We start from the raw sequence: 14657 nt of genomic DNA, 5'->3' as shown, positions 1-14657 counted from the left end.
CCCGTTACCGATCTTGCCGTTTGTGAACTTCTGAAGCCGTCAGTGAGTGTTCATGAGAATGGATACGACCGAACCTTCGGTCGTACCTTGCACGTGTTGGCAGCCTACTTGCCCGCTACTGATATTCGCTGAACTTCGCCGACAAGGTCATTTAAGCTGGCCGAAATGTCCTTTCGCGAGCCATAGTACAGGGCTTTCTTTTTTCTGGATCTCTGATTTTTGGAGACACTCGGCCAAAATTCGATAATTCGCGGGCTCTTATCGTCAAACTTCCCATGTAGATAAAATCTACATGGCGAATCTGACATTAGCTTCGCGCGGTGGAGGTCGGCGCTGGCAGTCTGGGGATTGGTCCAGATATCTGACATGTATCTGGCACAGTCCCTAGGCGACAAGAACAGAAGGCCGTAAGTCTCGATTGCCCGTTCGATCCGGCTGCCGCCTTTTTTGAATTCCCGCCACTCTACGACCTTCTCTACGGTGGCGTTGATGACAACGGGGCTAAGGAGGAACACCTGCTTTGGCTCCTCGTTGTATGTCAACCTGATCCGGTCAATAGCCTGTTCGACTTCAGCTTCGCGTATCTGCCGCAAAATGCGGTCTCCCCAAGGATCAACATGGGCTGAGACTTTCAACACAGTTGGATCCCCTGTTGTGCGAATTGCCCTTGGGATTTGCACAAAGTCACTGCTGGCGAATGTGCTTCCTGCGGCTGATGCATAAGCTCGTGCTTTCTCCTCAACACCGGCCAGAGGTGGTTGTTCGCGACCGACAACAACAACTTCTTCTCGGTTCTCCCAGCGGTTTTGACCACGCAGCTTACCAAAGTGCCCAAAGCGGGTCGGATCGTCGATTTCCAAGCTTTCCACAATTGCCTTTGAAGCAAAGACAGCTGCATTTGGACGCCTTGCTATGACTTGGTTGACGTGGTCGCGCAGCGCGTTGTTCTCGTTGATCTGTTTGTTCGTCAGCGCCTGCTTCCTAAATTGCTGATTGCACAATCGCCGCTTGGCGAAATTGCAGCCCAGAACCTGTGTAATGTGAGCGTTTCTTTCGACTGGGTAGTAGTGGTGCGCGAGATCCTGTCCGAAGGCGATCCTGCAAAGATCTGGATCGGCAGTGCCATCCAAGTGCAAGAAAGGCTGGGCAAGACCGTGTTTAAGTTCCTTGACCGCAGAAACAGCAAATCCGGGTTCAGTTTTTGAGTACCCCGCGCCGGTGCTAATTTTGAACACCGATGCACAATTCTCGTTTTCGCTTTCAATTTCGGATGCCAGGCCACGAAATAACATTTGCATCCGACGTGCTAGGAGCGCTGGGTGGTTGGCCAAGTTGCGCTTAATGGACGCTGACCATGACGTCGCATTACGGCCCTGCGCGGAATCCATAGAATAGGCAACTTGGGAATACAGGCTGGATTTGGCAAATCGTTCCAAATCTTCAATGGCAGTCTCCAGAAGGTTTTTCGTCACCCCCTCGTTTCGAAGAGCCGCAAGCGAGACTTCTGCGCTTGTGCCCGCTGTCTTCAACAAAGCATTTTTTAGGGGGTTGATGGCGCGTTCTTGCTCGAAAAACGCCTCACAAACCTGAATATTTCGCGCTTCATCGGAGACATATATGGACTGGCGGGCGGGGAGTATCTTTTCTATCAACTCGGAATAGCTGACCTCCGTCGTTTCCACTGCAAAGTCCCTGGGCCTTTCGTCGAAGATGACTAATTGAGGCACTGCTTCAGCCGGTAGTGGCAGGTACGCGTACTCATGAGCGGCAAAGATTACGAGGCCTTTCGCCGCCTTCAGGTACTCTTCAATTGCCCGCTCCTGCCGCATGTAACCACAGTTGTCTTTGAGCGGGCAGCGAGGGCAAATAGTACTGCGGATGCTCAGGCCAGCCTGGGAGAGTACCGCGGCATTTTCGTGCACCTGACACATTTTCTTACTTTGATCTGTGGAGACCGGGTCAGGCCGATTGCGGCCGAGGAGACCAATTGCGGGCGGAGAATTCTCCAGCGCGTTTTTGCAATAGTCTTCGAGCGCTTCCGAGACCTTGTCATGATCAGGCAAGAGCATCAAAGTTACGAGACCTTGCGTCTGGTGCAGTGCGCCGGACATACCCCTCCTTCCCACCAGAGTTGAGGTTTTACCCACACCCATTGCCCCTGATAGCAGGTAGCGTGGAGGAACACCTTGGCTTTCCAAACCTTTGCTGGCCTTGGAGTTGAACTCCTTAGCTTTCCTTACCCAGGATTGGATGGTCTTCGAATGCAAAGCGATTGCTGCCTGGCGTTCAATCGTTGGGGCTTTGAAAAAAGGTTCGAGTCCTTCTAGACCTCCATCTGCTCGCAGCGGACGCTTCAACCCAGCCTCAATACCGTTTTTGACGGCTTCACTAAAGCGCGCGTGACCCGATTTGGCGGCGGAGTACAACAAGGCACCAAGAGCAAACTCATAACCTATTTCGCCCCCGGCCACATATCCGCCAATCAATTGGGCTTCGTTGTAGATTTTTGTGTTGCCGGTATTCGAGCTCTCAATTCTCTGGCAAGACGCAAGGAGAACTGTTTGGCCAGCCTTGGATGTTCTCTGATTATCGCGAACTGCGCTGGGATTACTTGCTTTGCCTTGTCTTGGTCGGTTTTCCCCTGCCAATTCAGTCTTTGGCTTAGCTGGGCTTGGGAAGTTAATACTTGTAGTAACAAGGCAAGCCTTGGCTTTCTCGAACACCCCAGACCGGGGCAAATCTTCCAGCGGATCTGTGATGCCGTCGAAAATGGGGCGGGCGACATAGTTTGGCTGCGCCGGTGAAGCGAGCCGCTGATCACTTCCCACGGTCTTGAACAAGTGTTTGCGTTCATAAGCACGCAGAGGCCGGTCTGCCAAAATCCAGAAGTGGAATTTCGCGAGATGCTCTTTTCCTTCGGTCGCTGCACTGGCAGACGCCTGCCAAAAGACCGATACTTTCTGCATAGCAGGTAACCGGTTGCAAATCTGATCCCAAGTCCACTTCGCCAGAGCCTCTGGGTCGTTCCATCCAATGTGGTCAGGGTTTGATACGTCATCCACATCAAAATGAAGCAGGTAGGATCCCGAGTCTTCGAGCGTTGCGGGCTCTTCTTTAGTTGAGTTTAAACGTCGAACAATCCTCTGATCGTTAGTGAATTCCGCTTTGACCGAGCCCACAACAATCATTTTGGTTGGATCGGCTTCAAGATCGCGCAACAAGCCGACAAGCGCATCAAAGTCTGAGATCGTAGCCTCTTTGTGAGAGAAATACTTGGCTAGGCTAAATTGTTCACACCCGCCGGGGTGAAAACGCTTGGTCAGCCTCTTGTTCCCCAATGCTTCTAAAATAGTGACCTTGATGTCTTCGGTTGAATACTCTTCATCAAATGTTTCTATGGCTTTCTTCGCCATCTGAACTGCTCCTGGGGCCCGTTGGCTGGGAAGCGTTCAGACTTGTATTGTGTTGAAATAATCTTTCTCAAACTCATTCGAAGCAAACCCGGCCTCTTCGGCTCTCAATTTTTGGCTGGCGGAATTGCCAGCGAGTACAAGGTAGGAGGGCTGGGTTACGGTGGGATTTAAGAGACTATGCAGTTTGCTATCGAAAGCTTGCGTTCTTGCTTAGCAAGGCAAGCAAGGACTTGGTTAGCATTGGCAAAGCTTGGGAACTCAAGTCGCTCAAAGAAAAGGCAATTAATTTAAATTTTTCCGAAACCTCACTTTGGCAAACTGTCTCCAGAGTTAAAAAAGGAGAATTACATTGCCAACTCTTTCATTTTGCTCACCAAAAGGTGGCAGCGGAAAAAGCACGACATGCATTCTGATGGCTCTTGAGATCGCTCGATCCGGGCTCTCCGTCATGATATTGGACACGGACCCCAAGCTCTGGCTCTCAAGCTGGTCAGGCCTGAAGCCGCTTCCTGAAGGCATTCGGGTCCGGCAGGTCTCACAAAAGGATCTGACCGATGAAGCCTTCAGCGCGGCTGAGCAAGCGGACTACGTTCTGATCGATGTAGAAGGTTCGGATGATGCTTCTCTCATTGATGCCGTTCTGGTCAGTGATTTGGTTGTCGTTCCGACCAAGGCTTCCCGATTGGATGCTTTAGCAGCAGTGCAAGTTCTGAAACAAGTACGCCAGAAAAGCTTGGTTTCGCGGAGGAACATTCCAGGTCGAGTTTTGATGACGCAGACCGAGCCAGGTGCTGTTCAGTACCGCATTACTGGTGAAATCAAATCTATCCTGAACCAGGCCAACGCTCCATTAATGCGGACTCAACTGCCGGATCGCCCAATTTTCAAAGCCATGGTTAGTCTGGGAGGCGATTATTTGGAGTTGCCCAAAGAGTTCCAAGGTTCATCCCCTCATTCGGCAAGAGCCAATGTCTCGGCCCTGGCGCGGGAAATTTCGGAAATCCTAACGGCAGAATTGCAAGCAGCGTGAAAGGACAGATCCAATGAAAACACAAAATCCAACTCAAGCCGCCGGTATTGGAGATGTCGAAGAAAGAGCCGAAGGCGACATGCTGTTTCCAAGGACAGAGCGTCATGCTCGAAACTCGTTGTCGGCAAGCGAACTTAGCCCAAGTAAACGGCGCGCCGCCGCGCGGACAAAAACATTCACAGCGAACGTTAACCCAGAACTATATGCTGTGTGGGACGGCATTCGCGAGGGCAATGAACAGTCTGTTGTCCGGGCTCTCGAACTTTCCCTGATTGCATTTCTGGAAAAACACGGGAAAGAATTTGAACTCTAATAGCTTGTATTCCAAGGTAAGCGTTGGCTTGCCTTGGGCTGCGCATCTACATCAATGATGACCTGATCGCAAAAGGAAACGTAGGCAGTTGAATTAAGCACTTTAAAGACTAGCGAACTCTGTTTAAGTGGGGTTTTCGTTTTGCCGGAGCTTGTTGATGCAGATTAACGTTTCTCAGTTCGTTCCCAGTTGAGTGCAGGTCCGGTGCAAGACGCGCGGCCTCAGCGATGACACGTTGCACTCTACCATCATCTGGATTTTTGACCGTAATAAGCACTGGTAGAGCTGATACAGGAATGCCAGCTGCAAACTCGACAATCTCGAAGAGCGGTTCGGTTTCATGGGAGCTACTGATCCGGCCCGGAATGACCACAATATCAGCATGAATGGCGTGTGTGCTGGGCGGGGCAAAGTCTTTATCGAGCGACACTGGCGGATGATCAAGTAAGAAAAGTCTACCCGTTCGCCTATGACGGCGTCTCAGCAGCACGTGAACGCGCGAGCCGGTACCGGGTTCTCTACAACACGAGACCGTATTTAACGCTCGACGACCATACGACCGATCACGCATATCTCAACCCGCCGCAACCAATCCCGGTACCGGCATAACCGAGGGGGAAGCCCGTGTACGAAGCCGTTTGAAACTGTACAGGCAAACCGAACACTCTCTCGAATGATCGAAAGAAAACAGTATTAGCCGAGGGTTTTGCATCAGTGTGACCAGCTGCGGATCCGATCCAGACAGATAACGCAGAAGAGGTGGCAATAGAGTTTTGAGCGTAACAAAGACTGTGCTAATCTATAGAAAAGTTTAAAGGAATTTTCATGCCAGTCATTCTTTTTAGAAAACTTGTCGCACTTTTCTCTCTAGTTGTTGTTCTGGCGGCATGCGAACCGATCATCAGCCCATTCACTGAAAAGGCCTATGAGAACGCGACGACACTGAAGGCGCAAAGTTTGGCGCTCATCGCCAAATCCGGACAGCCATACAGCACTCATCAAGCTGCTGTAGAGGAGCTCTTGGTCGAAGTTGATTCCGCGTATGAGTATGCGAACGGACTACCGAAGAATGATGTGGTTACAGAACAGTGGGATATCTTGCGCGATCCTGATGGGAATTTGTTGGGGGGATTTGCCAATAGATGGCGCAATTCTGGAACGCTAAGCCCGTTTCTAAGAGAGGAAATCGGCATACAAGTTGGAGATGCATTCGACGCCATTATTTGTGTCGAAATCAATAAGCGGGAAGCTTCCGTCTGCGAAAATTAATTTCTGAGGGATAAGCAATGTCATTGTCAGATAACTGGAATGAGTTTGTTAACGCGGTCCAAAAAGGTTTGAAAACACTCGCCAAGAACACGGTTCAAGAAGCGATAGAGCAAGCGGAGGCGGACGCAAGAGCTTTTGTGAATGACAGTGAACAGGCTCTTCGTCGCTGGGGTGATGCGCTGGCTCAAGGAACCATCACAAAAGATGAATTCGAGTACTTGGTTGGCGGGCAGAAAGATTTGGCCAAAATGCATGCTCTAAAAGCGGTCGGCGTAACTCAAGCAAGGCTTGAACGGTTTCGGACAGGACTACTTAGCCTCGTGGTTAGTTCCGCATTTGATGCAATAGGGCTGTGATCAATCAGAAATGGACGAATGCAACGGTATTCCAATAGCGAGTTGATTGTCAGATAACGCCGTACTAAACCCATCGATCTGAGAAAATGTTCTCTCAAAGCTACTCTCAACAACTTCGCTGACGAGTGATACTAGTTTTTCGGATGCATCCCGCCTCGTGACTAGATAAGCACTTAACCCGAATGACTTAACATCTGCTTCTTGCACACTATAAGTACCTCGGGGAATGACAGTCTCTTTAAATACTGGATGATCTCTAGAAATTTCTTCGTAGTCAGAGAGATCTACGCTAAGTAAGTAAGCACCGCATTCCTCTATTACTCGCCGTGCCATTGAATTTGGAAAGCCTGCAACCCAGAAACTTGCATCTATTTCATCGTCACAGATAGCTCGTTGTTGTTCGTCGGGGCTCAGCTCAATGAGTATACTATTCTGGTTCGAAATATCCCACTTCCTGAGAATGCTATTGGCTATAGAGTTTGAACCACTTCCTTGCAGCCCAGTATTTATCCTTTTACCCAACATGTCCGAAATAGCCTTTATTCCGGACTTCCTTGATGCAATGACATGTAAGGATTCACTGTACAATGGACTGATTACTGCCATCTTTGAAAGGAATGCTTCCGGAGCAGAAATAATGACGTCGGATTGCAACACAGCAATGTCGACGGACCCATCAATTAGGAGGTCGAGGTTCTCTTTTGAACCAGCAGTGACCCTAATTTCGCACCAGATACCCTGCAATCTACCAACTGAATTAAAAGCCTCACAAATCTCACTTCCTATACGAAAGTAGATGCCTCCAACGCCTCCGGTCGCTACCGAAACAATTTCGTGTTCGAGCTCCTTGGCGTCCGACGGGCTTATTGCGTTGTATCCGGCAACAAATAGCACTATCGAAAACTTAACGATTTGAAAGTACTGCAAAATCAGCCTCCACCAATTAGGGGTCAGTTCTTGGCGAACTGCCCGTGTCGGGCCTTTTAGGAATGAGAACAGTTGCGATCAAGTCAGACACTTTAGGCTCGGCAAATCCGCAGAGGAGACCTGCAATCAAACCAACCGCTGGTTTACTGTCTTCTAAAGACTCAAAATCAACCATCTCATTTAGTAATACATTTCCGACTCCAACTTGTATTAGACCAGCAAACAGCAGAACCAAAAGAACAATCATGATTACAGATATGATCAGAATCTTCTGGGTGGACGATATGTTCCTTCGTCTAGAAACTCCAATCGATTTCATGTTTTCGGTCTGAGATTCAAAAATTGTGGCAAGTAGTACGCCTAAAAAGAGTCCCACGCAGCAAAACCCAAGTGCTCCAACGAGTCGGATTGCAATCTCAATATCTTGCCGTGTGAGAGTGTTCGCCCAAGAGTCAGAGATCTCTTCTATGCGCCCTTTAAAGCCAAAATATCCCGCCAAAAATACAAAACCAGCGATTAGCACTATCAAGCCAGCAACAGCGATACTACTGACATACTTTCTCCTAACGACGGCACCCTCTTTTAGTATTTCTTCTTGGAGAAGATCGAAGTCCCTATCCACTTGCGTGCTGTCATATTTTCGACCGATCAAGCATGACTCACAAATTTCCTTCAACCGATTGAACAGATTCACCCGAATTTTCGCCTCGTCACTAAATATATTGGTGATAGCCTGCTGTTCGTCATATATTCTATTCAGAATTTTTGACTGATCCTCGGTTAGGGACGGCCCGTCTTCTCCACTAGTAAAGATCAGCCTAGTGGGTTCGTTTCGATCATCGAGCAAGACTTTCTGATAAGACATCCTACCAATTCTCCTTCAGCTCTTGTTCAATGTACTGTAGTTGCTCCAATTTTTCCGTTGGGAAGCCTTTTGTGTAACTCTGAAAGGCAGCTTCGCCCTCGGCTAGTTTAATAGCAATGCCAAGGTATGCACCTGTTGTAAGGCTGTTGGGGGAGAGTTGGTTGGCCCTGCGTAAAACATCGAGAGCTGCGACAAAATCCCTATTGGTCAAAAGATAATATCCGTATGCACTCAACGCGCCAGGATCATTCGGTCTAATCCCGATCATCTTTTCACAAGGAATTTGTGAATCCTCTATGCCAAGGTGGTAAATCTGTAGTGAACACAATTGATAGTGAGAAGGGAAAAAGTCCTCATCCCTCAAAATGGCGTCATTAAAGCTCTCACTAGCTCTCTCATATTCCTTCAAGTAGCGAAGCATAATCCCTTGCAGATTAAAAATTTCTGGCAAGTTTGGGTAATTCTCTGCTGACGGGTCTGACTTTTGTTCTACAGCCAAGATAGTGTCAATGATATTTAGAGACTTCTGGAATTCAAAAAGCTCATAATATAAGAAGGCCAATAGTTCAAAATAATAGGTGGGTTTCTCATACGTGTATTCTCCACTCTCCACAATTACTTCCAGGTGATCGAAGCCACTCTGGAGGAGTTGTACGGCTGCGTTCTGGCGGCCACGAAGCCTGAGTAGATTAGCGTAGGAGTATTTAACGGACTCAAACAGATCAGCAAAAAACGCAACTTCTTCTGAAGATCTGGCAGCTAAACTTGGAAGAAAGTCATCAACAAGCTTGTTCGCAGTCTCGCAGTCGATTTGTGCTGCTGAATAGAGAGCAAGTTCTGTATAGGACCAGCAACGAACCCAAAGCGACCAAACATCGTTGGGGTTGGTTTGGATTGCTGAAGTTGCGAATCCAATCGCATGTGCATACTCGCTGTTCAAAAATGACAGGTGTGCCTTTCTTCTAAATGCCGTTGCGACAATCTCTGGCGTGAGCTTCGTCGCATGAAGCGCCTCGCTCAAAGCGGTCAAGCCCATGACGTAATCTTTTGAATACGCGTTTAGCTCTTTTGAGAAGCGGTTACGAAATTCTCTTTCAGCTTCCAAATCGATAAGATCGCTTGTGGAATCACTTAAACCTTCCACAGGAGCAAGAATAAAGAATAGACCGACAAAGAACGGGCGTAGAAAAGTCGCAATGCCGTACATTTAGCAATATATTTTTGTCGGCGGGCAAGGTGGTTTCCCTGGGCTAGCAACGGCTTTTCCGGAGTATATTGTGCCAGAGGCAACAACCATTATTAAAAAAAGATAGAAAGTTTTCGCTATCCTGTTATTTCGGTGCATCCCTGTTCTCCTCGAATAAGTTTTGCAAACGAGATTCTATCGTTATACAGGAACTTCGCAAATGCCTGATCTTGATCAAGGTCTTCAACGAATTCCTGTATTATAGGATATTTTTCGACGGTACATATTAACTCAACCCAAGCTGGCTTGATTGTGGAGTTTCCTTGGAGTTTTTCCAGTTTCACAGGGCTTATTTCTTCATTCTTTTTTCGTGTCGCCGTTTTATGAAAGCCGCTAAACTCGTTCAAATTCCAAATGGCCACTTTTAAGTATTCTTCCACATCCCTGTGGTCTGGCGATCCGTTGGTTTCAAACAGGATGCGAAGGTTTTCAACGCAATCCTTTAGCTTGCCGGATTCTGAACAGGTAATTTTCTTCCTTTCACCAAGGGCATCCAACAAGTTAGGCCAGGACTCATCATCAACACGTGCGCTCACGAAATCAAATATCTTATCGTATATGCTTATCGTTATGTCGTATTGGTCTTTATCTGCGACTATGATCGCACTTTGATCGTACTTGGACAATGCATATGCCACATCACGTAGTATTGTATATGTTTGGAGATCGGCCAACCCAGGTATACCTTCCGAAAGCTTAAGGTCATTTAGCATCTGTTCGAAGGTCGAATGCACGACTCCAGATTTCTTGGAGTACATTCCAATGGCCTTTGCAGCATCCCTATAAAAAACCTCTCTAGGGTTATCCGCAATTAGTATTAGCAAGACTTCAAATGCTTCAATAATCTTCGCTCTGCTTGGTTCGCCGATGAGTAAATTATAACTTTTAGTATGATTTATTATAGTCTTAGCTTTTCGTTCTTTGATGCAGACGTCGAAACCTCGATCTTCCCGATCTACTATTTCTTCTCGCAACCCGAAGTACTTTGTGTTGCTGAATTCAACCCTGAGTGCCCAACTTGACTTATCAGTTGGCCGCGCGATTCTAAACTTAATTCTATCGCTATCAATCTCTAGCGGCGGGTGTCCAGAGCTGGTATAGTTTGCTAAGCCTTCAACTATCGGACCTCTTTGATACTTCAGATGAGGCTTTGCCTCATCGGGCCTCAGTGGTTGAGGCATTATTTCCGGGTCTTGAATGCAGTCTTCGTAAGCAAAGTGTAGCCTACCTTCCACCTGCGCAATAGCTTGAGCAGATTGCAGAAAGCAAAATCCAACAGTTAGTAGTATTCTTAGCCTACAGCGCATAACTCTGTGCCGAGATGATAAACGATAAATCAAACAGGGCAATTATAAGGCGAATCCCTTAGGCCGTCAAACACCGCCGGTTGGTTGCGGTTCAAAGCCGGTATTGCAGAGTTTCACAAGACGAAGCCAGTCTTTGAATAATACGGATAGGTCATATTGGGACAGCCGGTATGGTCGCTGACCTTTTATCAAGCTCGGATCAGGATCCTCCTGCGATTGCAACCTCTCCAGTGTGATGGGCTATCCGAGGGTGATAGTTTCAAAAGGTGTAGGTACAACCCCAATGGCACACATATCCACCTCTCTAGTAGAGCATTCTGCTGGAGAGCCGCTCTGTGGGAATACTATTGTAATGTATCCGTCGTGTTCATCACAAAGATACACCGGACTCTGCTTTGGAAGAACCGTTTTTACGTCACCATTGGCTCGTGTGAAAACCGTTGTTACATCCATGGTCAAAACGGCATCACTTTTGCAGAAATTTCTCGCGAAGGCGTCTTGGATGTCAAATTCGTGGGGAGATGAGCTAATAGAGACAAAGTACGAAACGGCACCTAGTGCTGCAATCGTAACTGCAATCAGAGGCCAAACCTTCATTGATCTGTAATATTTCTAAGTATCGCATAAGTGTACTTGGTATCGGCAGCGAAGTCACCATGCGTTAGATCATATTCGGCGATGCTAACCGAATGACTCACATTGCCGCCTATGGCGATAATCTTATTATTCTCTGAGTCGATCTGCATGATTATGTCCGTGTGGCTTCGATAACTATCAACATTTTTTGCAACATCAAAATCGACTTCGGGTGCATACTCAGGATTATCACGACAGATAATGTCTCCAACTTCTGGCTGCACTTCGTCGAGGCGATACCCCCAGAACGGAACCTTGTCGTTACCCTCGAAACGTTCGTTTATTGCATGATTGACAAATTTCGAATGTGCCGCTGCAAATTTGAACTTCTCGTAGGCTGAGCCAGCATTTTTTACCATGAAAGAGATAGCTGCCGCCGACCAAGGGGTGTCACGGTCTTTACCGTCTAGATTGATACCAATAGACTGCCACATCTCGCCTACATGTTTATAGTAGGGATCATGATGTTCTTTGCCGGTGCCGCGTGCAAATCTCATCCATTCACGGTGAACAGAGGCGATCAACCGTTCGCGATTCTTTGTTAGCGGCGCTCGTAAATACTTCAGGGAAACGTATCCCTCCTGCGCTTCACCATTAACATCAGCCTTACAGGACACCCAACCTTCAACGTCTGCTTTTTTGACGTCTTTTAGCTTTTGGCACAGATAGACAGTGCCAATTTTAGTTTCAGGATGAACCTTAGGCTCAGTTCTAAAATTCAAAGCGGCCACATCAACATAAAGATCTGTCATAGTAATAACTCCATCTGTATTACTTCAGCGTGCCATCGAACCCTTTTTGAAGCAACAGCCGCGGTTCGCAGATGCAGTAGGATCAATCCTGACATCGGTCCATAGTGAACAGGGTCGATTGTGTGACAAAGCAACTGACTGTCATTGCACCCGTGATCTGTGCACACGTGGGTCTCGGAAAGGCTTGCTAGGAGAACCACATGATCTCTTGAAGATCAAAGACCCATCGACCAACCATCGATTGTGTTTGAACTGGCTTTGTATGCGTCCAGTTAACCCGACCAAGGCTCATTTTTTAAACATTTCATTACGTCAATGGTATCGGCGTATAGGAACAGTTTTTGAAACCTGTCGTAGTGTTTCGCGACTCATCGCAATCGTTGAGGCGAAACAAGCTGTCTCAATCTTGTGGTGTTTGCGATAGTAGCGGACCTCGTCATGGGGCCGGGGTCTTGCGACCTTTTGACAAGGACATACAGGGCTTACCGCTCTTGGTATCTCCGTCTTGGAGGCCTCAGGATAAGCCTGTTGAGAAAGGTAAACTGCACACCCCCCCCCGGTTTGAGCAATTAACCCAGGCTTCAATGCAATTCGAATCTGAGTTTTTTCAAAAAGCGCGCTCCATTTAAGCCGGCGTCGGGGCCGGTGATTCTAAAAAATTAGGCATCTTTCTCCAATTTGTTGTCGTTTTCCTAGGGGGCATGATTGCAGACTCTAACGGGTAACACAGGGCAGAAGGTGGTTCAAAAAGCGCAACCTGGATTTAATCTCAGCCTCGCCTCACTAGGCAAGATGTCAAGCTAAGGCCACTTTTGCAAAGGCGATAACCTAGTAACGCGACCATCGCATCTTGGCGCCGCAGATCAAATTAGTCGGTCATTTTCGCGGCCGATGCGGCCAACCCCAATTTCACAAGCTCTCGGATCGCCTTGGTTCGCGCACGAATTTTATGGTCGAACCCCCAATCGTCAATCTCATTGATTTCATCCTGAGGCAAATAGATATGCAGTCTAACGTTTTTCTCTTTTTCAACATCGTCGGTCATTTGAGTCTCCTTGCCCTCAAAATGGGTATAGATGCGCTTTGTGTCAATTGCGCTATTGACACAAAGGTAAATTTTTGGCACAAAAGTCCCACTAGACACAATCATGATTGGAGACGCCATGATCCAGATTGCAAAGGAAATCTATCACCAACTGCACGTTGCAGCAGTCATCATTCATGTCTCGCTGGTACTCAGTGAGATGTATCACCTGATCCCGCACGCTTGATCGAGGTCGTGATTTTTTTGTTTAATTTCATTCTGATACACCGGCCAAATACGGCCTCGTTCATGGGATGCTTGATGCGGAAAACCTGGGTCTGATCAGCCGTTTCCGAATTACACTAGACGGTCGCGGCGACTGTTCCTGCTTTACGTTTTCTAGAAAACCCAACTTCAGAGACTTCGTCTTCAAATTTTCCGCAGACACCCAAAGATTACACAAGAAGTCGCGCTCAGCGATTCTAACAGCACCGACCATGTTTGGATCACCCGAACCATTCTGTTCCACCACTTCCAGTTTTCCCTTGTAGATACAGGCGCCTTGTTCTGTATGAGCATGGAATTGTAGGAAGACCTCCGCCTGGCGGCCTGGGAAAATTTCAATGTCGGCGACTGTGATCAAATGCTGATCATCAAGCTCCAAAACGCCAAGAAATACAGGTGCGCCCGGTCGTCCAAACAAGACCGATTTGTACAGTGTGACGCGAGCAATTTCTTCCATCCAAAATCTCCTAAGTGTTGGAAATCAGATTGTCGACTGCTCGCAAAGAACAAGCGCCTTGTGCCAGACCGGCGCCGTCTTTGTGCCTTGCAAGCGGCCTGACACATTCTTGTGCAACGGGTTTTAGCCAGTCGTGCTGCAAGCCGGATTTGAGCAGAGGAGTTTTACAAATTGAAGAGAACAGCAATAAGGAAGCAGACCGAGATGATAGGTCTGCGGGTCGATCAGGGTCTATTCAACGCAATTAGGGAACGCGCGGACAACCAAGGTGTTTCGACAACATCCTGCGCACGGCTATTGATCGCTGAAGCACTTGGTTACAATGCGGATCTGCCTCTTGAGCGCGCCAGGCGAAGGCGATCTAAGAAGCCGGTTCAATCTGAGCTGAAGAATGCAGTTCAGTTTTTGGCGCTCCTAATCGACATCAGCACAGACTTGAGATCGGTGGTGCGCAGGTTCGGAGAAATGTCTGCACGCGAAGAATTCTCCGAAGCGGAGTTGAGAAGCACCAAGATTTTAATGAAGAAAACACACGATAGTCTGGCTGAAATCCGCGCTCATCTATTGGAGCGGGCTCAATGATACTCAAATCGACAAGGGTGCCAGCTGGTCGAGCCAGGCAGATAGCGAACTATCTCTCCGATCAAAAAGACAACGACAGAGTGTCCTGGTTGCGAGGGTGCCCCCTGGACGTGTCGCGGTTTGCTGCCGCTCCTTTGATAGCATTTATTGCAGCAAAGGAGACGAACTATGGGACTGAAACGGACGGACGAATTT

General features: G+C 47.9%; 15 protein-coding genes. 6 read left to right on the top strand and 9 right to left on the bottom strand.

Annotated elements, in window-relative coordinates; translation table 11 throughout:
* Window positions 1-104: 104 nt before the first annotated feature.
* Entirely contained in the window at window positions 105-3413 is a 3309-nt protein-coding gene (locus ACR0M9_RS12135) for a hypothetical protein (protein WP_480773715.1), read from the bottom strand.
* Window positions 3414-3762: 349 nt separating this feature from the next.
* On the opposite strand from ACR0M9_RS12135, the gene ACR0M9_RS12130 reads away from it, so the two are divergent.
* Entirely contained in the window at window positions 3763-4443 is a 681-nt protein-coding gene (locus ACR0M9_RS12130) for an AAA family ATPase (protein WP_480773714.1), read from the top strand.
* A 13-nt stretch (window positions 4444-4456) separates the two neighbouring features.
* Window positions 4457-4756: a hypothetical protein gene (locus ACR0M9_RS12125; RefSeq protein ID WP_480773713.1), complete on the top strand. Its 300-nt coding sequence runs from the start codon at window positions 4457-4459 to the stop codon at window positions 4754-4756.
* A gap of 109 nt (window positions 4757-4865) precedes the next feature.
* Here ACR0M9_RS12125 and ACR0M9_RS12120 read toward each other — a convergent pair whose 3' ends face one another.
* On the bottom strand, window positions 4866-5186 hold the full coding sequence (locus ACR0M9_RS12120; RefSeq protein WP_480773712.1) for a hypothetical protein: 321 nt from the start codon (window positions 5184-5186) through the stop codon (window positions 4866-4868).
* Between the two features lie 395 nt (window positions 5187-5581).
* On the opposite strand from ACR0M9_RS12120, the gene ACR0M9_RS12115 reads away from it, so the two are divergent.
* Window positions 5582-6025 (top strand): hypothetical protein, encoded by a 444-nt coding sequence (locus tag ACR0M9_RS12115; RefSeq protein ID WP_480773711.1) that lies wholly within the window; start codon window positions 5582-5584, stop codon window positions 6023-6025.
* A 17-nt stretch (window positions 6026-6042) separates the two neighbouring features.
* Window positions 6043-6381 carry a hypothetical protein gene (locus ACR0M9_RS12110; RefSeq protein ID WP_480773710.1) on the top strand — a complete coding sequence of 113 codons (339 nt, stop codon included), beginning with the start codon at window positions 6043-6045 and terminating at the stop codon, window positions 6379-6381.
* Here ACR0M9_RS12110 and ACR0M9_RS12105 read toward each other — a convergent pair whose 3' ends face one another.
* The 6 genes from ACR0M9_RS12105 to ACR0M9_RS12080 form a co-directional block, all read right to left on the bottom strand.
* Window positions 6382-7308 (bottom strand): TAXI family TRAP transporter solute-binding subunit, encoded by a 927-nt coding sequence (locus ACR0M9_RS12105; protein WP_480773709.1) that lies wholly within the window; start codon window positions 7306-7308, stop codon window positions 6382-6384.
* A gap of 16 nt (window positions 7309-7324) precedes the next feature.
* Window positions 7325-8173 carry a hypothetical protein gene (locus tag ACR0M9_RS12100; protein WP_480773708.1) on the bottom strand — a complete coding sequence of 283 codons (849 nt, stop codon included), beginning with the start codon at window positions 8171-8173 and terminating at the stop codon, window positions 7325-7327.
* Window position 8174: 1 nt separating this feature from the next.
* Window positions 8175-9380, bottom strand: a complete 1206-nt coding sequence (locus ACR0M9_RS12095) for a hypothetical protein (RefSeq protein WP_480773707.1) — start codon at window positions 9378-9380, stop codon at window positions 8175-8177.
* A 116-nt stretch (window positions 9381-9496) separates the two neighbouring features.
* Window positions 9497-10600, bottom strand: coding sequence for a hypothetical protein (locus ACR0M9_RS12090; RefSeq protein WP_480773706.1), 1104 nt, complete (start codon window positions 10598-10600; stop codon window positions 9497-9499).
* Window positions 10601-11319: 719 nt separating this feature from the next.
* Window positions 11320-12114: a DUF2272 domain-containing protein gene (locus ACR0M9_RS12085; protein WP_480773705.1), complete on the bottom strand. Its 795-nt coding sequence runs from the start codon at window positions 12112-12114 to the stop codon at window positions 11320-11322.
* 868 nt (window positions 12115-12982) lie between these two features.
* Entirely contained in the window at window positions 12983-13159 is a 177-nt protein-coding gene (locus ACR0M9_RS12080) for a hypothetical protein (RefSeq protein WP_480773704.1), read from the bottom strand.
* 103 nt (window positions 13160-13262) lie between these two features.
* Here ACR0M9_RS12080 and ACR0M9_RS12075 point away from each other — a divergent pair, with 103 nt between their 5' ends.
* Entirely contained in the window at window positions 13263-13385 is a 123-nt protein-coding gene (locus ACR0M9_RS12075) for a hypothetical protein (protein WP_480773703.1), read from the top strand.
* Between the two features lie 60 nt (window positions 13386-13445).
* On the opposite strand, the gene ACR0M9_RS12070 is transcribed toward ACR0M9_RS12075, so the two are convergent.
* Complete coding sequence (locus ACR0M9_RS12070) at window positions 13446-13880, bottom strand: hypothetical protein (protein ID WP_480773702.1); 435 nt, start codon at window positions 13878-13880, stop codon at window positions 13446-13448.
* 171 nt (window positions 13881-14051) lie between these two features.
* On the opposite strand from ACR0M9_RS12070, the gene ACR0M9_RS12065 reads away from it, so the two are divergent.
* Window positions 14052-14462, top strand: coding sequence for a hypothetical protein (locus ACR0M9_RS12065; protein ID WP_480773701.1), 411 nt, complete (start codon window positions 14052-14054; stop codon window positions 14460-14462).
* Window positions 14463-14657: the final 195 nt, after the last annotated feature.

The organism is Ruegeria sp. CH2 (assembly GCF_056537065.1).
This window is presented reverse-complemented; position numbering and strand designations above follow the sequence as displayed.